This is a genomic window from Aeromonas sp. 603607 (assembly GCF_049171595.1).
GTDB lineage: Bacteria > Pseudomonadota > Gammaproteobacteria > Enterobacterales > Aeromonadaceae > Aeromonas > Aeromonas veronii.
Genome location: NZ_JAAKOV010000017.1, coordinates 49,254 through 70,751, shown reverse-complemented (window position 1 = coordinate 70,751; position 21,498 = coordinate 49,254). Strand labels below are relative to the sequence as shown.

The following is a 21,498-nucleotide window of genomic DNA, read 5'->3' as shown; positions in this document are numbered from 1 at the left end:
ACTTTGTGTGTGAGATGCCATGGACGCCAGCCTGCTTTCCCCCCATTTGTTACCCGACGACCAACTCACCCGCGATAACTGCAAAGAGTACCTGAGTCGCTTTCTCGGCTGGCTGCATGCCCGTTTTGATGCCGGTGACAACATCATCGAGCTGGTCGCTACCCGCTCCGAATACATGGATCAGCTGCTCTGCCGGTTGTGGCAGAAGTTTGGCTTCGACAAGAGTGACCTCACCCTGATCGCGGTGGGGGGCTATGGCCGCGGCGAGCTGCACCCCCACTCCGATATCGACCTGCTGATCCTCTATGACGGCGACGAACTGGACGAAGTGTTGGGGCTACGCATTGGCGAGTTCATCACCCTGTTGTGGGATCTCAAGCTGGAGGTGGGTCAGGCGGTGCGCAACGTGGCGGAGTGCCTCGAGCAGGGGCGCGCCGATATTACGGTCGCCACCAACCTCATCGAGGCCCGCTACATCACTGGTCGCCAAGAGGGCTTTCGGCAACTGAAAGAGGCCACCGGCCCCCAGCACTTCTGGCCAAGTGAAGCCTTCTTTCGTGCCAAGCGCCAAGAGCAGGCGGAGCGGCACCAGCAGTTTCTCGGCACCGCCTACAAACTGGAGCCGGATCTCAAGTGCAATCCGGGCGGCCTGCGCGACATTCAGACCCTGGCCTGGGTCGCCCGTCGCCACTTCGGCGCCACCACCTTGTTCGAGATGACCAGCCACGGCTTTCTCAACCGCGCCGAGTACCGCGAGCTGCTCGACTGCCAGAACTTCCTCTGGAAGGTGCGCTTTGCCCTACATATGGCCATCAACAAGGGGGACAACCGCCTGCTGTTCGACCGCCAGCGCACCGTGGCCCAGATGCTGGGCTTCGAGGGGGAAGGGAACGCTCCGGTCGAGCAGATGATGAAGCGCTTCTACCAGACGGTGCGGCGGGTCTCCGAGCTCAACGAGATGCTGCTGCAACTGTTTGACGAGGCGATCCTCGGCAACAGCGCCATGGATGTGCGCCGCCTCTCCGACGAGTTCCAGCTCCGTGGCCGCCTCATCGATGCGGTCGATGCCGAGCTGTTTGCCCGTGAACCGGTCGCTATTCTGCGTCTCTTCTATCAGATGGCCCAGCATCCCGAGATTGCGGGCATCCACTCCGCCACCCTGCGCCAGCTGCGCGAGGCGCGCCGCAAGCTCAACTGCTGGCTGCAGGAGTTGCCGGACTGCCGCCGCCTGTTTATGGCGCTGCTGCGCCATCCCAACGGCATCGGCCTGCCGCTTACCCTGATGCACAAATACGGCATCCTCGCTGCCTATCTGCCGCAATGGAACCTCATCGTCGGCCAGATGCAGTTTGACATGTTCCACGCCTATACGGTGGATGAGCACACCCACCGGCTGCTCAAGAACATTCACGGCTTTCCCAACCCGGCCAATCGCCAGAGCCACCCGCTCTGCCATGAAGTGTTCACCCGACTGCGTAAACCGGAGCTGCTCAGCATCGCCGCCCTGTTCCACGATATCGCCAAGGGGCGGCGCGGCGATCACTCGGAACTTGGCGCCGTCGATGCGCTGGAGTTCTGTCAGCTGCACGGCCTCGATCGCTACGAGAGCCGGCTGGTCGCCTGGCTGGTGCGCCACCACCTGCTGATGTCGGTCACCGCCCAGCGCCGCGATATATACGATCCCGACGTGGTTACCGACTTTGCCCAGAAGGTGCGTGACGAGCAGCATCTCGACCTGCTCTACTGCCTCACCGTGGCCGATATCTGCGCCACCAACGATAGCCTGTGGAACGACTGGAAGGGCACTCTGCTGCGGGAGCTCTACTTCGCGACCCAGAAGGCGCTGCGCCAGGGGCTGGAGAACCCGCCCGACATGCGGCTGCGCATTCGCGAAAACCAGCGTCAGGCCAAGCAACTGCTGGCACAACGGGATGTATCGGAAGAGGCGATCAACCAGCTCTGGGCCGATTTCAAGGCCGACTACTTCCTGCGCCACAGCCCGGAACAGATCGCCTGGCACTGCCGCCACATCATCGAGCATGGCGACAATCCGGCACCGCTGGTGATCATCGGCAAACACCCGACCCGCGGCGGCAGCGAGGTGTTTATCTACTGCCGCGATACCCCGAATCTGTTTGCCACCGTGGCCTCGGCACTGGATCAGAAGAACCTCAACATCCACGACGCCCAGATCATGAACTCGCGCAGCAACTATGTGCTCGATACCTTCGTGGTGCTGGAGCCGAGCGGCGAGCCCATCAGCCCCAACCGCACCGCCACCATCAAGAAAGCGCTGGAGAAGGCGCTGCAGGAGCCTGGCAAGCTGGTGCTGCGCAACAAGCCGCTGTCGCGGCGCCACCGCCAGTTCAGCGTGCCGACCCGGGTGGTCTTCCTGCCCCGCTCTTCGCCCACTAAAGGGGAGAGCCGTCACACCCTGATGGAGCTGACGGCCCTCGATACCCCCGGCCTGCTGGCGCGGATCGGTGCCGTTTTCCAGCAGTGCGGGCTGTCGCTGCACGCCGCCAAAATCGCCACTTTCGGTGAGAGGGTCGAGGACTTTTTCAGCCTGACCAGCCTCGATGGCGAGCCCTTGACCGCCGAACAGCAAAAACAGCTGGAAGAGCGACTGGTACACCAGCTCAATCCCCAGCAGTCGGTACTTGATTAAGCGAAGAGTGATTCGAAAGAGGCTGATTGTCGGGCGTTTTTTGCCATACCAAACAACTGGTTGGCGCACATCGGATGAAGAAATGGTCGCTGGCTGGAAGAATTCCGGTCAACCCCTTAAAAACAGTCGGAAAAGTGTGATACAACAAACAGAATTTTTTAAAGGAAACCTGTCATGACCGAGTTGCAACAGATCATTGAAGCGGCCTTCGAGCGCCGCGACACCATTACTCCGGGCTCCGTGGATAGCGCCACCAAGTCCGCCATCCTGCAAGCCATCGACCTGCTGGACTCCGGCAAGGCACGGGTTGCCGAGAAGATTGCCGGTGAGTGGGTTGTCCATCAGTGGCTGAAGAAAGCGGTACTGCTCTACTTCCGCATCAACGACAACGGCATCATCAAGGGCGACGATGCCCAGTACTACGACAAGGTTCCCCTCAAATTCTCCAACTACACCGCCGAGCAGTTCAAGGAAGCGGGTGTGCGCGTGGTGCCGCCGGCGACCGCCCGCAAAGGCTCCTTTATCGCCCCCAATACCGTGTTGATGCCCTCCTATGTCAACATCGGCGCCTTCGTTGACGAAGGTACCATGGTCGATACCTGGGCCACTGTCGGCTCTTGCGCCCAGATCGGTAAAAACGTTCACCTCTCCGGCGGCGTCGGTATCGGTGGCGTACTGGAACCGCTGCAGGCCAACCCGACCATCATCGAAGACAACTGCTTTATCGGTGCCCGCTCCGAAGTGGTTGAAGGGGTCATCGTCGAGGAAGGTTCCGTCATCTCCATGGGCGTCTTCATCGGCCAGTCCACCCGCATCTATGACCGCGAAACCGGCGAGATCCACTACGGCCGCGTACCGGCTGGCTCCGTGGTCGTCTCCGGCTCCCTGCCCTCCAAGTGCGGCAAGTACAGCCTCTACGCGGCGGTGATCGTCAAGAAGGTTGATGCCAAGACTCGCGCCAAAGTCGGCATCAACGCTCTGCTGCGCTCCATCGACGAGTAATCAGCATTGCTGTGATGAAAAGGGCGCCTGATGGCGCCCTTTTGATTTTGGCGCCCCTGTCACAGGCAAGCCATGAGGCATCGGTTAAGATGGATGAGACAGGATCGTTTCAAACCGAGGAAGCCTGATGTACGAGAATCTGAAGAGCCTGGGGATCCAGGATCCCGCCTCCGTCGACAGCTATACCCTGCGCCAGGAGGCCAACCACGACATCCTCAAGATCTACTTCAAGAAGCAGAAGGGCGAGTTCTTCGCCAAGAGTGTCAAATTCAAGTATCCCCGCCAGCGCAAGACCATGCTGGTCGACTCCGGTACCCATGAGTACAAGGATGTCACCGAGATCAACGCCAACCTCAAGTATGTAGTGGATGAGCTGGACAACCTGACCCAGGGCGTCCATCAGCAGGCCGACCCGGATATCAAACAGAAGATCCTGCGCGACCTGCGCCATCTGGAAAAAGTGGTACAAAACAAGATCAGCGAAATCGAACGGGATCTGGAGAAACTCTAATCCCCTCGACTCGACAAGAGAGCGCCCGGTGGCGCTCTTTTTATTGGCTGGCTTTATGGGGCGATGGTGTTACCTGGCAATAGCGTGCGATAAGGTGAGCGGAGCACACCACCTTGTGCTGTTGGGCCACCATTGGGCAACCCGGCTCCTGCCACGATAAGACCTACAGCGACTCGCACTATCCAAAGTCACAAATAGCAAGAGGGAGGCTTTCGCCTCCCTCTTCAAACACGCTGATATTCAGGCAACAGAATTAGTTGCTCTTCATCCAGATGTCCATGTCGGTTTTCAGGTTGTCGGACTTGGTACCGAAGATGGCTTGAACGCCGGAACCAGCCACTACCACACCGGCAGCCCCCAGTTTCTTCAGACCAGCCTGGTCAACCTTGGCAACATCTTTCACACCAACACGCAGACGGGTGATGCAGGCATCCAGAGAAGCGATGTTCTCTTTACCACCGAAGGCGGCAACCAGAGCAGCAGACATCTCGTCTTTGCCTTGGCCAACGGCCTCTTCAGCAGTCTCGTCTTCACGACCCGGGGTTTTCAGGTTCATGGCACGGATAACGAAGCTGAATACCACGTAGTAGATAGCAGCGTAAACCAGACCCAGACCAACCAGCAGCAGCATGTTGTCGGCACGCGGTGATTGCACCACGAAGTCGATGAAGCCGTTGGAGAAGGTGTGACCGTGTACGATACCCAGAGAGTTGGTCAGCACATAAGCCAGACCAGCCAGTACAGCGTGGATTGCGTACAGAACCGGAGCGATGAACAGGAAGGAGAATTCAATCGGCTCGGTGATACCGGTCAGGAAAGAGGTCAGGGCAGCAGAGGCCATGATACCAACGATCTTGGCGCGGTTTTCCGGCTTGGCAGCGTGAGCGATGGCGAACGCAGCAGCAGGCAGACCGAACATTTTGAACAGGTAGCCACCAGCCAGCTGACCGAAGCCGTTACCGGCAGCGCGGGACGCGTCATCAGCAGTCAGGAAGCAGGTCATGATACCGTGAACAGTTTCACCGGCACCGTTGACGCAGGTACCAGCCTGATAGAAGAACGGTACGTTCCAGATGTGGTGCAGACCGAACGGGATCAGGGAGCGCTCAACCACGCCGTAGATACCGAAGGCCAGTACCGGATTCTGGTTGGCAGCCCAGTCAGAGAAGGCACCGATAGCGCCACCCACTGGCGGCCAAATCACGGACAGGATCACACCCAGACCGATGGAGAGGAAACCGGTGATGATGGGTACGGCACGTTTGCCCGCGAAGAAGCCCAGGTACTCTGGCAGCTGGATCTTGTAGAAGCGGTTGAACGCCCAGGCAGCGATACCACCGGCCAGGATACCACCCAGCACGCCGGTTTCGATGGTTTCAACACCCATCACAGGTGCCATGACCTTCAGGGTTGCGACCATGATGCCGTAGCCAACGATAGCTGACAGACCGGATACACCGTCGTTATTGGTAAAGCCCAGAGCAACACCCACTGCGAACAGCAGGGCCATCTGGCCAAATACGGAACCACCGGCTTGCTCCATCAATTGGGAGACAATTTCCGGCATCCAGCTGAAGTGGGCAGCACCCACCCCCAGCAGAATACCTGCGACTGGCAAGACTGATACTGGCAGCATCAGCGCCTTACCAACCTTTTGCAGATTAGAGAAAGCATTTTTGAACATTGTGTGCGCTCCTGAATGGATTGTCGTCCCTGAACGATCTATCTGGATGAAATAAGGACTGATTCATTCAGATATCTTCGAGTCGGGCTTGTTTATTTTGACCATCAGAATATAACCCAGCGGGTCATAAATTGCTGCTTTCGAAGGCGGGGGAATATTGAATTTGGAGGGAAGATCACAACTTGTTTAGCGGCTAAAAAACGCATCTAATATAAGTTAATAATCCGCACTATCACTCTATTACAAAGACATATAAATAGCAGTTTCACTTTGTATTTTAATAATGCCATTTACATCAAACAGAAACCTATTGTAACTAAGTGTAACGGCGTGACTTTTATTTATTACAGTCTACCGATTAAAAAGGCCTCCAACAAGGGAGGCCTCAATAAATATATCTGACCAGTAAATGGTCGTATTATTCTATTTTTGCGACCGCTTGACCGCATCAATAAACACGCTTTTTGCCTTGGTTGAACCGGCCCGCTCGGCCTCGTTCACCAGCTTCATCGCCTTGTCGATATCCCCCGCCTTGACCGCTTTTTCGATCTGGCTCTGGTAGAAGGCTTCTGTTTCACTCAGCATGGCAGGAGCAGGTTTGGCTGCGACCGCAGCTGTTGCAGTTGTGGTAACGGCTGCAGTCGTCGCTATCGCGGCAACCTGCTGACCCTGGCTCATGGCCACCTTATCGGCATATTCGGGTTTGAATACCGCTTCAAGACCACTTCCACGGGCCATATCTTTGACTTTGATCTGCACCAAACCCCAAGGGGAGTGCGGGATCACCGGATCCTTGATATCAGGCTCAACGGTACCATTAGCACGAGCAAACGCTTTTGATGGATGAAGGATTGTTGTGCTGCCAGAGAGTTGGTCCGCAGGCGCATAGACGATCATGTATGTTTCGCTGGCCGGGTTGCCAGGCATGCTGCGGTCAACAAAGAGACGCCCTTCGATACGGTCGTTATCGAGCAGGTGAGCAGGCTGATAACTGAATACAGACTCACCCAGTACGCGAGTCACCTTGAACTCGGCATCCAGCATAATGACTTTGGGCACCATCACGGTTTTGCTCACCTGTGATGCCAGGCTGATCGCCAGATTACCGGTGTTGGCCGGCAGGCGATAAGCCGCAAAGTAACTCATCCCCTCATCAAACTGAAAAGTGGGTTGCTTGCCATCGATGGCCAGCAAGGTCTCACCTTCAGGCAAGGGGGCATAACTGAAATCTTTAAACGCCACACAGCAGCTGGAGGCTTTGGCCAACGCTTGCTTGGCTTGATCTGCATCGCTCAAGATAGAGCCATGTTCTTGCAGAGGAACAACCATGTTGCCGGCACAACCGGTTAATAGCGCAGTGATTACGGCTGCAATAGACATCTTTACCCGTTTCATTTTTCTTATCTCCATAATCCGGTGGCCGTGATCCGGCGAAACAAAACTGCCCCCATAAGGGGGCAGTCACTAACTTAACTTAAACTTTTGCTTACCACCAAGCTTCTGCTTGCACACCAAACTGGTAGGTGTCTTTGGAGGTATTGCCTTCGAAGACTTTCTTGTCTTCGTCGTTAGCCAGGTAGGAGGCGAACACACGGATTTCCGGACGGGCCCAGAAGCTGGAACCAGCAGACCAGGCTTGAGCCAGGGTCAGCTTGTAGCCGGCATCTTTGTCTTCGCTGCCATTGGTGGACTTGTTGTTGTCCTTGAAGTAACCGCCTTCAAAGATGGTCTTGTTGAAGTCATCCCACTTGTACATCGGGCGAACAACAACAGACATGGTTTCCCACTTGTCGTTGCCGTCCCACATTTCGTTGCCTACACCGTAAACCAGCTGGTGACCCATCTCCCAGGAGTTGCCCATCGGAACAACGCCCCAGTTGATGATACGGAAACCATCGGCACCGTCTTTGGCTTCAGCGCCGTACCAGGAACCATCGCCATAGAAAGCCATGGTCTTGGAGTAACCTTCGGTACCGTATTGCAGCACGGTTTTGTTGAAACCACCGAGGATGCCAGCGGTCAGTTCAGCAGTCAGCATCACGCCATCTTGCGGATTCTTTTTCAGTGCTTTCTGATCGTTGGTCTCATTGACCAGAGCATAGTCAACGCCCAGTTCCAAGGACGCATCGGTCCACAGCGGGATGCCGGCATAACGCAGATCCAAGGTGTTAACGTTCAGATCTTCATTCTTCTGATAGGTCGGGTTACCGTTGCCATCCACTCCGGTTTGGGTGTACTGGCCAAACACATCGGCAGCGCTGCGATCGTTGCGTACCCATGCGAAAGATACTTTACCCGGACCAGCCTGGATGCCTTCGATACCAGCACCGGCACCGGAGATGTTCCAGTAGTAGAAGTCGGAGATGTGGATGTCATGGCGTTGATAGTAACGCTTACCAGCCCACAGGGTTGCTTCAGGAGCAAAGTTCAGCAAGCCTTTGGCTTGTACGTTGAACTGACGCAGAGCGAAGTCGGAATCACCATTGCACTGCTTGGCATCGAAGTTACAAACAGTACCGGTACCTTCCCAGTCGTTTGAACCGTTGGAAGCCATGGCAAACATGGAATCAACATAGAAAGTCTTGCCATCTTTGTTGAATACTTCCTGACCCAGTTGCACTTCACCGTAGGTATCATTTTCGTTACCAAGACGGCCAACTTTATTGACGTTGTATTTAACCATGTCGCCGTCGCCGGAAACACCGACGCCGGAACGGAAATAACCGTGGAAATCTACGGCAAAGGCGGCTTGGGAAGCCAGGGCGGCAGTAACAGCTGCTGCAATCGGGAGCCACTTCATTTTCATTGTCATATTCCTTATTTCCCGCAGTGAGGAGTGTGATCCTGAATATTCAACTTCTTATCACCATGTAATCCTGTTGGTGATAACCGAGGTTGATTATAGGGAGCGTATTTCACGACAAATATGAAGCGACTCACAAAATGGCGACAAATCGCTCGGCAAACGATCTCCACAACAACAACAAGTAAAAAAGCCATCAACCGCGCAATTAAAATCCGAAAAACAAGAAAAACTCACAACAAAAACAATCCTGAAAGCGTTATCATTAATTAATTCGCGATAGAACTAAAGTCATTATTTTACGTTCGAATGACAAAAACATGACTGAGATCGCTTTCAAGATGGAACTTTTATTTGGATGACGGGTCTGCGGTGCGCGTGAAACCATTACGGCAATGGAATGCTAAAAGGGGAAAATACCCCTCCGCCATCAGGGGAAATATGCGTTGCAGAGTGAAATGGTTCTTGTGCAAATAACAATCCCCTGCTACTTAAGGCTCAGGGGATTGATATGGCTCTATTCAAGAGAATATTCAGGGCTGAATATCCCACTTTTTCAGCCAGCTGAGTGCCACCTGTTCGGGTTCATCGTGCACGGTGGCATCCAGCTCCAGCGGGGAAATCACTCGCGTGGCCCCCAACTCTTGCAGCAATCCGTCCAGCCGACGGCCCGCGCCACAAAAATGGTCATAGCTGCTGTCCCCCATGGCAATCAGGGCATAACGCAATCCCTTGAGCCAAGGTGCCTTGTCGGCCAGCTCGCTGGCAAAAGGCTGCAGATTGGGTGGAATGTCCCCCTGCCCGGTGGTGGCACTGACCAGCAATAAAAAACGGCCGGGGTCTATGTCCGCCAGCCGTGCTTCTTCGTGCAGGGTACAGTGATGCCCCTTGCGTTCCAGCTCATCTGCCAAGGTCTCGGCCACCAGCATGGCTGCGCCGTAGACAGTTCCTACCACGATATCGATCTGCGCCATTCTCCTCTCCCTGCTTGAGTCACTCTTTTGAGCAACTCTATCAGCAAGCTGGCGTCAGATGCCACCGATTCAAGGCTGAGGATCAGGCGCTTAGTAGTCGCTCTCGCTGGCGGGCCAGCCCAGCTCGGCAAACAGGCGCAGCACATCCTGACCGAGTGGCGCCTGGATCCGCATCGGCACCTTGAGCACAGGATGGGTAAAGCTCAGGGTGCGGGCCACCAGCAGCAGTCGCTCGCAACCGAAGTGCTCGCGAAAGAAACGGTTGTGACGACCATCCCCGTGGGTGGTATCCCCGACGATGGGGTGGAACAGGTGATCCATATGGCGGCGCAGCTGATGCTTGCGGCCGGTCTTCGGGAACAATCTGACCAGACTGTAGCGACTGGTAGGGTGCTTCTTGGAGACCGCGTGGGGCAGCTCGACCTGATGCAGGCGCCGGAAGGTGGTGACGGCATCCTGTGCCGGACGATCCGGGTTGCTCATGGCATCGGCAATCTTGTCCAACTGCTCCTTGAGGGGATAGTCGATCACCCCCTGCTCGGGCGCCCAGCCCCGCACCAATGCCAGATACTCCTTGTGTACCTGACGTTGGGTGAAGGCTTCGGTCAGCGCGCGGGCAATCACCGGATCGAGCGCAAACAGCAGCACGCCTGAGGTGGGCCGATCGAGGCGATGCACCGGATAGACATGGCGACCGCCGATGAGATCCCGGGTCATCTGCATGGCAAAACGGGTCTCGCCCTTGTCGAGCCAACTGCGATGCACCAGCAGACCGGACGGCTTGTTGACCGCCACCAGCCACTCATCCTGATAGAGCAGAGTCAGCTTCAGGTCACTCTCTTCTCGAGTTTGCGCAGGCATCATTGTTCGATCACTTTGCCGGAAAGCAGCAGATCGAAGCGGGCGATCAGGCGCAGCAGCGCTTCTGCCTCGGCCAGATCCTCTTTGTAGACTTCGCTGGCCATGGGATAGAGGGAGACGCTGGTGGGCAGCGGCGCCTGCAACATCACCAGCTGCTCCATCCGCGGGATCAGCACGAACTGCAGCCACTGATCAAAGCTCAGGGTATCGACACAAAAAGGCAGGGTGCTTGCCAGGGCTTCGTCACCGGGATGGTCAGCTTGCCAGCGCTCAAGGCGCTGCAACTCGGCGGTGAGTTCCCCCAACAGGCCAGCTACCAGCAAATATTGATTCATCTCGCTCTCTTCCTCATAACCACAGATTGATCCGCTGACCCGACAGGGCCAGCCAGGATGCAAATAAATTCCGTCACGCAGCACCGGCGATTCAGCCGGCTCGTCGACATACACGGCAATCAGCGCGGCCTGCCGCCGTTAAAAAAGGGCGATACTATACACCTCCCCCTGCATGGCTGCCATGTTGATATCTGCCGCAGCGCACGTCTGCTGCCACTGGCTATCCTCGGCAAGGGCCTTATAATCGGCCCGCATCACCATTAGCCGGATCTCACCATGTCTGCGACGCCTACTGCCATCAATACCTTGACCGAATTTCTGACTCAGGCTGGCACCCAGTTCCAGCTGTTTGACATGGGCCGCCAGGTGCGGCCACTGGCAAGCGACACCTTTGTGCGCATCGAACAGCAGCAGGAACCCTACCCCTGGCCGCTGCAACAGCACGCCTGGCTCGGTGTGCACTTCTTCCAGCCGAGCGAGTCTCGCCACTACCTCTGGTTCCTCAAGTTTGCCCTCGATGAGCGCGGCCTGCTGATGTCAAACGGCCCCAAGCTGTTCATGGATCAGGTGGTGGAGACCCTGGGCTACAAGCTCACCGGCGATCTGGACGAGGAAAAAGCCCAGCGCTTGGCCGACAATCCCTACACCTTCCGCCCGGCGGAGGCAAAAATGGCCAGTCTGCATGCCAAGCTGGCGCGACAACTGGAGCAGGCCCCTTCCGCCTATTACGATGCCCTCTGCCACTATCTGGCCGCCCCCAACGACACCGGTTGGCAGACTCTGGGGCTGCAGGGCTTTGCCGATCTGGCCGAACGACTGCATGATGAGCGCAATCTGGCGCTGATCTGTAAGGCGCTGCCCAAACTGCCGCAAGAGCCGCTCTATGCCCTCTGCCAGAGCCTTGAAAACGCCCCGCTGCCACCGGCAGTACAAGGGGCCCTGCTCGAGCGGATCGGCAAGGAGCAGGAGTGCGCCGCCCCCAACCCGGAGACCCTGGCCTACCTCTGCCGCGCCATGGCCTCCTGCCCCGGCAGCACGCTGCGCACCAACAAGCTGCTGACCCTGCTGCAAACCCAGCCGAGCCCGGCGCTGCTGCTCGCCATTGCGGGCCGGCTCTGGCCCGACCTGAAAGATGCCAATCTGCTCAGCCACTATCTGGAACAACTGGCACTGCAACCAACCCAGTTCTTCAATCAGGTTTTTGCCGAGTTGGTCACTTTACCGGCCCTGCGCAATGATATGCTGGCCAGACTGCGTGACCCCAACCGCAGCGATGCGCTGGGCAAGGCCATCGGCCGTCTGTTTGCCTCGGCCTGATCCCTCGCCTCCCCTGACGCCACGAGGCAACACGGCGGGAAATAGAAAAGGAGATCGGGAGTGCCGAGCAGGACTCCCGGTTATTGACATCACGATAAGGAAGCCCGCCTATGGGAGAGATGCTCGGAATTTTGTTGCTGATTGCCGTAGCCGGCCTGTTCTGGCTGCAACGCCAACAGGCAGAAGTGGCCTGGCAATACATGCGCCGCTACTGCCAGCACCATGATCTGCAACTGCTGTCACTGGCTCGCCATCGGCGGGAGCTGGCGCATAATCCCCTGCGGCTGCTGACCCACTATCAGTTTGAATTCTCCAGCGATGGCGAGAGCCACTATCAAGGCACCCTCAAGATGCAGGGGCTGCACGTCGTGGGCGTTGATCTGCCACCCCATCGCATCCCCTCTGCCTGATCTCCAATCTCGTCTCTGCGCCCGATGGCTGTGCCTGTCTATAATCTCAGGGATTAAACAAAGGGAGAGACGAGATGGAACCCCTTGTCCACGATCTGCCAGCCCTGTTTGCCCAGCTTGGGATGGCCAACGACGAGCTGAGCCTGCACCGCTTTGTGCACGACCATCACCTCGACAATGAGACCCTGCTGCCGGAGGCCGGTTTCTGGAGCGCTGCCCAGGCAAGCTTTCTGCGCGACGCCCTGTGGAACGACTCCGACTGGTGTGAAGCGATCGACCAGCTCGATGTGATGCTGCGCCAGCCCCGCTAAGCCGCCCTTTCCTCCCCTGCCGGCTTTGGTTAAGATCCCGCCCCGATATCGATCCCCCCTTCTCACCCAGAGCATGCTTATGTCCGCCCACGAGATCATCCGAATTGCCAACGAGCTGGCCGCCAAGGGCCTGACGCCCACCACTGCCATGATCAAGGCCCGCCTCACCCAGCCTGTGCCAATGGCCGAGCTGCTGAAAGTGCTGAGCCAGTGGAAGCAGCAGCCAGTTGCGACCGCCGAGAGCGAGATCCTGCAAGAGGCAGCCCCCCAGCCAGCGCCGGCGCTCACCCTGCAGCAATTCGCCGAACAGCTCGCGCGCATCGAACAGAAGGTGGATCGCCTGACCGACCTGCTCCTTCAGCAGGGGCAAGGCTGAACCATGTATATCGTCGAACTCTGCTTTGAGTGTTACCGCGATACCTCCCTTGGCGACGCCGAGCGGGCCATCGTCAACTACCTCGACATGCTGCGTTATCAGGGTCAGATCCTCGGGCGGGAGTTCCCCACCAGCATGCACGACGGTTATTTCGTCAGTCGGGTGGTCTGTCCGGAGCAGGATAGCCTGCACCCCGACAACCAGAGCGAGCAGGTCAAACTGGCTGAGCAGCAGCTCAACCAGGCCGGGCTGCTGTCGCCCAAACTCCAGCTGCAGGGGGCGGATCTGCTCTCCGACAGCACAGATCCTTGCGGCACGCAGGGCGAGCGGCCGAGCTGGATGCTGCTCTACACCAGCTTCCTGCACACCTGCTCGCCGCTGCGCTGTGGCGACCACTTCGCTCCCATTCCGCTCTACCAACTACCCGCGGTCGCCAACGGCGATCAGAAACAGATCATCAAGTGGCAGGAGGATTGGGAGGCGTGCGATCAGTTGCAGATGAACGGCTCCATCGCCGAACATGCGGCGCTGCACGAAATCGGCGAAGTGGGCAGCCGCCTCTACCGGCGCGGCAGCGATCTGGCCAAACGGCTGGAAGTGCTGAGCGGCATCCCCACCTACTACTACCTCTATCGGGTGGGCGGGCTGAGCGCCGCCGAGGAGAAGGCGCGCCCCTGCCCCAGCTGTGGCGGTGAGTGGGCGCTGACAGAGCCGCTGCACGAGATCTTCGACTTCAAGTGCGACAGCTGCCGTCTGGTCTCCAACCTCTCCTGGGATTTCAAGGATTAAGCGCGTTCCCTGTACGCGATGCCATAAAAAAGAGCCTTGCCGCATAGCAAGGCTCTTTTCGTTCCGATGGGTAACCTTGGCTCGAGCAGGTGCTATTGCGGCAACGTCTCCAGCCGCTCCAGAAACGCCGGTAAGGAGGGAGCCAGCGTCAGACGGCGGCCTGAATCGAGCCACTCCAGCCACACCTGACCACTCTCGTTATCAAGGGAGATGAGCGTCATCTCGTTGCGGGTGGTGGCAATAAAGATGGAGGGGGTTCGTTTTAGCTTGCGCAGCATCAGCAGGTGGCCGATCAGGTTCTCCTTGAGCAGGTCGAGATCCGCCTCGTTCCACGGCAGGATCAGTTCAAGGCGCAGCCCCTTGAAGAGGCAGGGCACAGGGCGGCTGAACCAATGGCCAAACAGGGTGGTCGCTGCGGGATGAAGCTGCAGCTCCAGCGCCTCGTTCATGGCGGTGAAATCGCCGGGCTCGGAGCGCTGGTGAGGGCGCCAGGCCACCCGACCATCGGCGGGCTCACCAAGCTGGCAGGGGGAACGCCAGTCCGCCTCCCACTCGCACAGGGGCAGGCCTCGTCTGGCCTCGCCATCCCGTTGCCAGCGGGCAAAAAAGTGCTCCAGGGCAGACAAAACTTGATCCGACATCGAAAATCCCCACAATTGCTGGCAAAGTCCGCTATTGCACCACCAAACCCGGTAACAGACAAGGTTGCCAGCCGACCTAGTGACCCGGGAAACAGAACCCGGGATACAGAGAGGCCGACGCCCAAGCCAAGCGGCTGCAACCATCCGGCCCTGCAATGGCCCGTTTCATTCCACTCATCATGAGCAGATTACGTGAGCAACCCTGTGAGCAAACAAGATAGATACGCCGGGGCCAGCGCCCTGACCGGCCTGAGCCTGGGCCAGCAATCCGATTACATCAGCCAGTACACCCCCTCCCTGCTGCAGCCGGTTCCACGTAGCCTGAACCGGGATGATCTCAAGCTGGGCGATGACCTGCCCTTTAGCGGTTGCGATGTCTGGACCCTCTATGAGCTCTCCTGGCTCAATGCCAAGGGCAAGCCGATGGTGGCGGTGGGTGAAGTGGCCATTCCGGCCACCAGTGCGAACCTGATCGAATCCAAATCCTTCAAGCTCTACCTCAACTCCTTCAACCAGACCCGTTGCGACTCTATCGAGGCAGTCGCCGCCATGCTGACCAAGGATCTGAGTGCCTGTGCCGGTGAGACCGTCAAGGTGACCCTGTTCCCCCTCGACAAGGCGCCGCACCAGATTGCCCTGCTGCCCGGCGAGTGCATTGATGAGCAGGATATCGAGGTAGACAATTACGAGTTTGATGCGTCCCTGCTGCAAGGGGCGGTCGGCAGCGAGCAGGTTGAAGAGACTCTGCACAGCCACCTGCTCAAATCCAACTGCCTGGTCACCAGCCAGCCCGACTGGGGCTCCGTGGTAATCCGCTACAAGGGGCCGAAACTCGATCGGGAGAAGCTGCTGCGCTACCTCATCTCGTTCCGCCAACACAACGAGTTCCACGAGCAGTGCATCGAGCGGATCTTTATCGACCTCAAGCACTATTGCCAGCCTGAGCAGTTGACCGTCTATGCACGCTATACCCGCCGCGGCGGCCTCGACATCAACCCGTTCCGCTCCGATTTCGAAGCCGTGCCAACCAACCTGCGTCTGATCCGTCAATAAGAGCAGACGTTGATAAAGGGCTTCCCGGTATCACACCACAGCGCCCTGCTATCTCAACCCTGCTGGCGCCTTGATGCATCCGGCTACAAAGGAGCCTGAGCACACCATCAGTAAACGCTGGACTCGCAGGGGTGGGCTTGGATAACATGCCAACACCTCTGCGCCGTCCTTAATCCAATGAATCAACTGTTTTTTCTGGCTATGATGATGTCTTCTCTGTCCGCTCCAAATCTGGATCTGGACAAGGAGCAACTATCCCTGGATCTGCAACAGGCCCAATCACTGGTGCTGACCGACCCTGCCAGATGTGTTCAGATCACCTCCGCCTTTCTGACGCGTGCGGCCAATAATCCCCAGCAAATCATCAGTAATCGTCAGGAGTTCGGCTATCGCGAGCCTCTGCTCAGCTACAGCACCGTTTCGCAAACCATCGGAGCACACCTGCTTGAAGGGGAGTGCCGAATCCAGCTTGGCCAATATCAAGCTACCCAGCAAACCCTCGACAAGGCGATGGAGCTGGCGGAGAGAGAGCGCCAACCCGAACTCAAGGCCCACGCCCTCTATCTCAAAATCCGTAGCCAGGGGCTAAGGCAAGATGGCCAGAACAACAGCCGTATCCTGCTGGAACAATTGGACGAACAGCTGGCCCGTCCCGACCTCAAACAGAGCCAGTTACAGATCTATAGCCGCCTGCAACGCACCAGCTACGAGATTGAAAATCAGCATCTTGAAGACGCCAAGACCCATCTGGCGGATGCAAGGATCTGGGCTGCCAAAGCCGCCAATCCTCTTGCCAGCGCCTGGGTCAGCGCCATCAGCGGCGACCTTTATCGTGTGCTGCAACAACCCCAGCTGGCATTGGGTGAATATATCGATGCCCAGCAGCAGGCCAAGAATCTCAACGACCCGCTCTTTCTCGGCTTGCTCTCCAACCAGATAGTCAAACTCTATCAGCAAGAGCAGGAGCCCCAGAAAGCGCTGCAATATGCCAATGAAGCGGCCAACTATTTTCACTCCATCGGCAATCCGTCACTGCTATGCGACTCACTTATCGTGCTGGCCCGACTCAACCGTGATCAGGGCGACCTCAATATGGCGCTGGTCTACTTCTTCAATGCGCTGGATTTGCTCGATGAGGGAAGCAGTCGGCCGCAGGCCTCTCTGCTCAAGTACGAGATTGGCAAAACCTATCTGCAAAGCGGTAACCTCTCGCTGGCCGGCAACTACCTCAATGCAGCCCGGCAGTCCCACGAGTTGGGCGATGCCAAAGAGCCGCTGATCGATACCCTGCTGTTGCTCGGCGAGCTCTATCTGAAGAAGCAGGAGGCGGCCATCGCCATCCTGCAGCTGGAAAATGCCCGGGCACTGGCCAATCAGGTAGGCGACACTCGCCGCCAGTACGAAGTATTCCGTCTGTTGTCACTTGCGTATGAGCAGAAGGGATACCTGCACCAGGCCCTCGACAGCTACAAGCGCTTCCATCGTTTGGGAGAAGAGGTTCGCCAGCAGGAAATTGATCAGGAGCAGGCTGCGATCCGCGACAACTATGTCCAGGTTGAACGGGTACAACACATCAAGGAGCTGGAGCAGCAGCTTAACAACAGCCAGCACCAGCAGGAGCGCTATCTCTGGTCGAGCATTACCACCAGCCTGCTGCTGGCGCTCTTTATCTACCTCTTCTTCACCCTCTGGCTAAAATTGCGTACCGCCCGTCTGCAACTGAAACGCACTGGCGAGGCCCTGCTGATCGAACCCCGCTCCGGACTTGCCAACTGGCAGCGGCTGATGAATCGCTGGCCGCGGGAGATGGCAAAACGCCAGCTGAAATCGGAGCGCTGGTATCTGAGCGAAGAGCACAGTGAATTCGATGACAAGCTGCACTATCTGCTGTTCCGGGTACCCTTCCTGGTCAATACGCTGGAGCGCCACGGCTATCAGGCCAGCCGTGAAATCGAGCAGGCGTTCGGCATCTATATGGATACCCTGACCCCGCAAGATGGCCGTATCTATGACTTGCGGGAAGGGCACATGCTGTACGTTGTGCCGCAGCGCCACGTGACCAACCTGCATCAACTTGCGGGAGACCTGCTAACCGCCATCGCAGCCTTCCCTTGCCAATACGAGCTTGATCGCCAGATAAGCCTGGGGATTGTCAGCCACCCCTTCCTGCCCAAGGCGGCGACCGCGCTCGATCACAATGGCCTGTTCGACCTCTGCTATCTCGCCCTGTCGGGAGCCATTCAGCTCAGTGAAAAATACCGGCAAAACGCCTGGTTGGAGCTCGCCGCCATCGATTGCCAGCAGGCTGCATTTTTTAATGGGGATGTGTGGCAATGCGGCTTGATGGCAATTGACAAGGGGCTGGTAAAAGTCAATTCTTCTCATGAAAAGCAATGGGTTAACTGGCCCAGCCTCGCAAGGATGCAAGCGGCTGAAGGCCAGCCGGCAAATAATAGATAACAGACGACACTCAACCTCGGGTTCGGCCACTGTTGCTATCCAACACCAAAAACAATAATGACAACAGGGCGACCTGATAATGAATGACATCGCTGCCGTAGCAGGACAATTGGCCAGGCTCAGGGAATCCCTCCAGCAAAAACAGCTGGAGCTCGACGGCGTTCTCTCCTTTTCCGATGCAGAGCGAGCTCGTGGCATCCAGTTTATCAACAAGCTGATGCTCTCTTGCCGCGGCTTCGATCGCGAGCTGGACAATCGCTTCGCCAAGCTCAAGCAGAGACTGGATAGCAATCCCGCATTCACCTCGCTGGATGCAGAGCTACTTGCCATCGAGAAGTTGCTGCAGCAGCACAGCAATGCACTGGAAGAGTCGCTCACCCTGACCCAGGCAGCCATTGATCTTGGCTCAAAACAGCTAAAAACCATCAAGGGCTTCCCGGAAGAGACCCGAAAATCCCTCAAGGAATTTCTGAAAAGCCCCGCCGGCTATGGTATTGCCGATCATCAAAAGAAGGTGATCCGCCTGCTTGAATTCTATCAGCAGGCGATCAAGATCCAGCTGCTGCCAAGCCAGCCACTGTCCGGCTCTTCAGCGCCCCAACAGCAAGAGAGCGAGCCCGGTTGTGAACCCCAACCTGATGTTGAGCCGTTTGACCTCAAAGATCATGCGCGTATCGCAGACGAACTGCAGCGGCTGATCACCGAACTTGATTTCGCCGGTTCAATTGGCGAGAGCCTCGGGGATATCCGCCGTCAACTGCTGATCGGCATCAATCCTGCCATGCTGGCAGAGACCTGTATGCAGGTCATCGAACTTATCATCGAAGGCACCCGCGAGGAGCGCAAAGCCTCCCGCGCCTTTCTCAGCTCCCTCAACGAGAGCCTGTCAGCAGTGCATGTCGGCTTTACCGAATCCCTCGATGAGGGGCGTGCGCTACAAAATGAAACCCGTGAAACCCGCGAAGCTCTGGTCTGCGAACTGCAGGCGATCGACCACTCCCTGGCCAGCCATAACTCCATCGATGCGCTCAAGCGTGCCATCTCCGGCCATATGGGCGCCATCAATCTGCTGCTGCAAGAACGGGAAAGTACCGCAGCACGGGAACGTCACCTGCTCACCCGCCTCTCCACCATGGAGTCCAAGCTGCGCTTGATGAAGGATGAGACCGCCGAATACAAGAAGCGGCTGACCATTCAGAAGCACAAGCTGTTCCTCGACAGCCTGACTCAGGTACACAACCGGGCCGCCCTCGACGAGCGGCTGGAGCAGGAGTTCAAGCGCTGGCTTCGCTACCGCACTCCGCTCTGCATGGCGATCATAGACATCGATCACTTCAAGAACATCAATGACAATTATGGCCACATGGCCGGCGACAAGGCGTTGAAGGTTGTTGCCAAAGCGCTGCAGAGCGCCCTGCGTGATACTGACTTCATCGCCCGTTTCGGCGGCGAAGAGTTCGTGGTGCTGCTGCCCAATATCAACCCGGACAAGTTCCAGAAGCCGCTGGAAACCCTGCGCCAGACCATCAAGAGCATCCCGTTCCGTTTTCGCGATGCCAAGGTGGAGATCACCATCTCCATCGGCGCAACCCTGTTCAAGGATGGTGACAACCCGTCAGATGTGTTCGAACGGGCGGACAGAGCGCTCTACCACTCCAAGAACGCAGGTCGGGATCAAGTGACACTGGCCTGAGTTGTGACTAAAAAAACAGCGAACAGTCGTCGCCCTATTTCCCTCCCCCCTCCGTTGCCACTACTATCAAACTCAGGGGATGCAACATGGCATCCCTTTTCTCCCCAGGGAAAAAACACAACGATAACAAGTGAGTAAAGGGGAACCTATGATTACGCACATCAATCCCGTTGGCAGCATGGATTTGCTGTCACAGCTCGAGGTGGATCGCCTCAAGCAGACTGCCTCCAGCGATATCTATCAACTGTTTCGCAACTGCTCGCTGGCGGTGCTCAATTCCGGCAGCCATACCGACAGCTCCAAGGAGATCCTGGAGCGCTTCAAATCATTCGACATTCATGTGATCCGGCGCGAGCGCGGGGTCAAGCTGGAACTGTTCAACGCCCCCGAGCACGCGTTCGTCGATGGAGAGATCATTCGTGGTATTCAGGAGCACCTCTTCTCGGTGCTGCGCGACATTCTCTATGTCTCCAACCAGCTTGAATCGAACCGGCTGGTCAACCTCACCAATTCGACTCATATCTCCAACGTGGTGTTCGCCATCCTGCGCAACGCCAAGGTGATCCTGCCTGGCGCCGATCCCAACCTGATCGTCTGCTGGGGTGGCCACTCCATCAACGAGATCGAGTACCAGTACACCCGCGCCGTGGGCAGCGAGCTGGGCTTGCGTGAGCTGAACATCTGTACCGGTTGCGGCCCGGGAGCCATGGAGGGCCCGATGAAGGGGGCCGCCGTCGGCCATGCCAAACAGCGGGTGCGCAACGGGCGCTACATCGGCCTCACAGAGCCCTCCATTATCGCGGCCGAGCCGCCCAACCCCATCGTCAACGAGCTGGTGATCCTGCCGGATATCGAGAAACGGCTGGAAGCCTTCGTGCGTCTGGGCCATGGCATCATCATCTTCCCGGGCGGGGTCGGCACCGCCGAAGAGCTGCTCTATCTGCTCGGCATCATGATGCATCCGGCCAACGAACGACAACCCATGCCCATCATCCTGACCGGCCCGAAAGAGAGTGCCGACTACTTCCGAGCCATCGATGACTTCATCAAGGCGACCCTCGGTGAACCGGCGACCAAGCTCTACCGGATCATTGTCGGCGATGCACCGGAAGTGGCCCGGGTGATGAAAGAGGCGATGCCAAAAATCCGCGAATACCGCAAATCGGTCGGCGATGCCTACTCCTTCAACTGGTCCCTCAAGATTGAGCCGGAGTTCCAGCTCCCCTTCGAACCGGATCACGCCAGCATGGCCAGTCTGGATCTGCACCGCAACCAGCCACCCCAGTTGCTGGCCGCCAACCTGCGTCGTGCCTTCTCCGGCATCGTCGCCGGCAACGTCAAGGAAGGGGGCATTCGCGCCATCGAGAAGAAGGGCCCCTTCAAGCTGCACGGCGACAAGGAGCTGATGCACCTGATGGACAAGCTGCTGGAGAGCTTCGTCAAGCAGCAGCGGATGAAGCTGCCGGGCAGCCAGTATGTGCCCTGCTACGAAATTGTCCGCTAGGGTACAGATACATCATCGACAGAGGGGCGCATCGGCGCCCCTCTTTATTGGCTCAATGCCTTCCCGACCGCCATCAATCCCCCATAAGGCGAGCGGTTTGTTACAA

The 21,498-nt window shown here is 57.5% G+C and carries 19 protein-coding genes; 12 read left to right on the top strand and 7 right to left on the bottom strand.

Going from position 1 to position 21,498, the window contains the following annotated elements:
• Positions 1 to 19 precede the first annotated feature (19 nt).
• From glnD to G5315_RS16030, 3 genes are all read left to right on the top strand, one after another.
• Complete coding sequence (gene glnD, locus G5315_RS16040) at positions 20 to 2,668, top strand: bifunctional uridylyltransferase/uridylyl-removing protein GlnD (RefSeq protein WP_421333371.1); 2,649 nt, start codon at positions 20 to 22, stop codon at positions 2,666 to 2,668.
• A 174-nt stretch (positions 2,669 to 2,842) separates the two neighbouring features.
• Positions 2,843 to 3,670, top strand: coding sequence for a 2,3,4,5-tetrahydropyridine-2,6-dicarboxylate N-succinyltransferase (dapD, locus tag G5315_RS16035; RefSeq protein WP_005338581.1), 828 nt, complete (start codon positions 2,843 to 2,845; stop codon positions 3,668 to 3,670).
• Between the two features lie 127 nt (positions 3,671 to 3,797).
• The gene (locus G5315_RS16030) at positions 3,798 to 4,181 is read left to right on the top strand and encodes a DUF3461 family protein (RefSeq protein ID WP_005338583.1); all 384 of its coding nucleotides are present in this window, start codon (positions 3,798 to 3,800) and stop codon (positions 4,179 to 4,181) included.
• A gap of 253 nt (positions 4,182 to 4,434) precedes the next feature.
• Here G5315_RS16030 and ptsG read toward each other — a convergent pair whose 3' ends face one another.
• From ptsG to G5315_RS16000, 6 genes are all read right to left on the bottom strand, one after another.
• Entirely contained in the window at positions 4,435 to 5,865 is a 1,431-nt protein-coding gene (gene ptsG / locus G5315_RS16025) for a PTS glucose transporter subunit IIBC (RefSeq protein WP_005338586.1), read from the bottom strand.
• Between the two features lie 423 nt (positions 5,866 to 6,288).
• A complete protein-coding gene (locus tag G5315_RS16020; protein WP_266134125.1) occupies positions 6,289 to 7,260 on the bottom strand; it encodes a MalM family protein in 972 nt (323 codons plus the stop codon).
• Between the two features lie 91 nt (positions 7,261 to 7,351).
• Positions 7,352 to 8,671, bottom strand: coding sequence for a maltoporin (locus G5315_RS16015; protein WP_302054505.1), 1,320 nt, complete (start codon positions 8,669 to 8,671; stop codon positions 7,352 to 7,354).
• Between the two features lie 530 nt (positions 8,672 to 9,201).
• Complete coding sequence (locus G5315_RS16010; RefSeq protein WP_216951888.1) at positions 9,202 to 9,642, bottom strand: flavodoxin; 441 nt, start codon at positions 9,640 to 9,642, stop codon at positions 9,202 to 9,204.
• A gap of 90 nt (positions 9,643 to 9,732) precedes the next feature.
• Complete coding sequence (gene truC / locus G5315_RS16005) at positions 9,733 to 10,506, bottom strand: tRNA pseudouridine(65) synthase TruC (RefSeq protein WP_019445213.1); 774 nt, start codon at positions 10,504 to 10,506, stop codon at positions 9,733 to 9,735.
• Positions 10,503 to 10,838: a YqcC family protein gene (locus G5315_RS16000; protein WP_005338596.1), complete on the bottom strand. Its 336-nt coding sequence runs from the start codon at positions 10,836 to 10,838 to the stop codon at positions 10,503 to 10,505. Before G5315_RS16000 ends, truC begins: the two co-directional genes overlap by 4 nt.
• Positions 10,839 to 11,114: 276 nt before the next feature.
• On the opposite strand from G5315_RS16000, the gene G5315_RS15995 reads away from it, so the two are divergent.
• The 5 genes from G5315_RS15995 to G5315_RS15975 all read left to right on the top strand — a co-directional run bounded on the left by G5315_RS15995 (position 11,115) and on the right by G5315_RS15975 (position 14,041).
• On the top strand, positions 11,115 to 12,155 hold the full coding sequence (locus tag G5315_RS15995) for a DUF3549 family protein (protein WP_113738991.1): 1,041 nt from the start codon (positions 11,115 to 11,117) through the stop codon (positions 12,153 to 12,155).
• 110 nt (positions 12,156 to 12,265) lie between these two features.
• The gene (locus tag G5315_RS15990) at positions 12,266 to 12,565 is read left to right on the top strand and encodes a DUF3301 domain-containing protein (RefSeq protein ID WP_005338600.1); all 300 of its coding nucleotides are present in this window, start codon (positions 12,266 to 12,268) and stop codon (positions 12,563 to 12,565) included.
• Between the two features lie 74 nt (positions 12,566 to 12,639).
• On the top strand, positions 12,640 to 12,876 hold the full coding sequence (locus tag G5315_RS15985; RefSeq protein WP_088869965.1) for a DUF2789 family protein: 237 nt from the start codon (positions 12,640 to 12,642) through the stop codon (positions 12,874 to 12,876).
• Positions 12,877 to 12,955: 79 nt separating this feature from the next.
• A complete protein-coding gene (locus G5315_RS15980; RefSeq protein WP_421333369.1) occupies positions 12,956 to 13,252 on the top strand; it encodes a hypothetical protein in 297 nt (98 codons plus the stop codon).
• A 3-nt stretch (positions 13,253 to 13,255) separates the two neighbouring features.
• The gene (locus G5315_RS15975; protein ID WP_421333367.1) at positions 13,256 to 14,041 is read left to right on the top strand and encodes a Zn-ribbon-containing protein; all 786 of its coding nucleotides are present in this window, start codon (positions 13,256 to 13,258) and stop codon (positions 14,039 to 14,041) included.
• Between the two features lie 92 nt (positions 14,042 to 14,133).
• Here G5315_RS15975 and syd read toward each other — a convergent pair whose 3' ends face one another.
• Entirely contained in the window at positions 14,134 to 14,682 is a 549-nt protein-coding gene (gene syd, locus G5315_RS15970) for a SecY-interacting protein (protein WP_075114996.1), read from the bottom strand.
• A 204-nt stretch (positions 14,683 to 14,886) separates the two neighbouring features.
• On the opposite strand from syd, the gene queF reads away from it, so the two are divergent.
• From queF to ppnN, 4 genes are all read left to right on the top strand, one after another.
• Complete coding sequence (gene queF, locus G5315_RS15965; protein WP_216951892.1) at positions 14,887 to 15,735, top strand: NADPH-dependent 7-cyano-7-deazaguanine reductase QueF; 849 nt, start codon at positions 14,887 to 14,889, stop codon at positions 15,733 to 15,735.
• Positions 15,736 to 15,912: 177 nt separating this feature from the next.
• Entirely contained in the window at positions 15,913 to 18,195 is a 2,283-nt protein-coding gene (locus G5315_RS15960) for a hypothetical protein (RefSeq protein ID WP_421333365.1), read from the top strand.
• A 79-nt stretch (positions 18,196 to 18,274) separates the two neighbouring features.
• Positions 18,275 to 19,888, top strand: coding sequence for a GGDEF domain-containing protein (locus tag G5315_RS15955; protein WP_216951894.1), 1,614 nt, complete (start codon positions 18,275 to 18,277; stop codon positions 19,886 to 19,888).
• 148 nt (positions 19,889 to 20,036) lie between these two features.
• On the top strand, positions 20,037 to 21,392 hold the full coding sequence (gene ppnN, locus G5315_RS15950; protein WP_019445906.1) for a nucleotide 5'-monophosphate nucleosidase PpnN: 1,356 nt from the start codon (positions 20,037 to 20,039) through the stop codon (positions 21,390 to 21,392).
• Positions 21,393 to 21,498 lie beyond the last annotated feature (106 nt).

Bases quoted from the DNA above. Each gene is read 5' to 3' on its own strand.
- G5315_RS15975 (WP_421333367.1), top strand. From the start codon at position 13,256: ATGTATATCGTCGAACTCTGCTTTGAGTGTTACCGCGATACCTCCCTT.
- syd (WP_075114996.1), bottom strand. From the start codon at position 14,682: ATGTCGGATCAAGTTTTGTCTGCCCTGGAGCACTTTTTTGCCCGCTGG.
- glnD (WP_421333371.1), top strand. From the start codon at position 20: ATGGACGCCAGCCTGCTTTCCCCCCATTTGTTACCCGACGACCAACTC.
- G5315_RS15985 (WP_088869965.1), top strand. From the start codon at position 12,640: ATGGAACCCCTTGTCCACGATCTGCCAGCCCTGTTTGCCCAGCTTGGG.
- G5315_RS16020 (WP_266134125.1), bottom strand. From the start codon at position 7,260: ATGAAACGGGTAAAGATGTCTATTGCAGCCGTAATCACTGCGCTATTA.
- G5315_RS15990 (WP_005338600.1), top strand. From the start codon at position 12,266: ATGGGAGAGATGCTCGGAATTTTGTTGCTGATTGCCGTAGCCGGCCTG.
- G5315_RS16010 (WP_216951888.1), bottom strand. From the start codon at position 9,642: ATGGCGCAGATCGATATCGTGGTAGGAACTGTCTACGGCGCAGCCATG.
- ppnN (WP_019445906.1), top strand. From the start codon at position 20,037: ATGATTACGCACATCAATCCCGTTGGCAGCATGGATTTGCTGTCACAG.
- G5315_RS16000 (WP_005338596.1), bottom strand. From the start codon at position 10,838: ATGAATCAATATTTGCTGGTAGCTGGCCTGTTGGGGGAACTCACCGCC.
- G5315_RS16030 (WP_005338583.1), top strand. From the start codon at position 3,798: ATGTACGAGAATCTGAAGAGCCTGGGGATCCAGGATCCCGCCTCCGTC.
- G5315_RS15960 (WP_421333365.1), top strand. From the start codon at position 15,913: ATGAATCAACTGTTTTTTCTGGCTATGATGATGTCTTCTCTGTCCGCT.
- G5315_RS15955 (WP_216951894.1), top strand. From the start codon at position 18,275: ATGAATGACATCGCTGCCGTAGCAGGACAATTGGCCAGGCTCAGGGAA.
- truC (WP_019445213.1), bottom strand. From the start codon at position 10,506: ATGATGCCTGCGCAAACTCGAGAAGAGAGTGACCTGAAGCTGACTCTG.
- dapD (WP_005338581.1), top strand. From the start codon at position 2,843: ATGACCGAGTTGCAACAGATCATTGAAGCGGCCTTCGAGCGCCGCGAC.
- G5315_RS16015 (WP_302054505.1), bottom strand. From the start codon at position 8,671: ATGAAAATGAAGTGGCTCCCGATTGCAGCAGCTGTTACTGCCGCCCTG.
- ptsG (WP_005338586.1), bottom strand. From the start codon at position 5,865: ATGTTCAAAAATGCTTTCTCTAATCTGCAAAAGGTTGGTAAGGCGCTG.
- G5315_RS15995 (WP_113738991.1), top strand. From the start codon at position 11,115: ATGTCTGCGACGCCTACTGCCATCAATACCTTGACCGAATTTCTGACT.
- G5315_RS15980 (WP_421333369.1), top strand. From the start codon at position 12,956: ATGTCCGCCCACGAGATCATCCGAATTGCCAACGAGCTGGCCGCCAAG.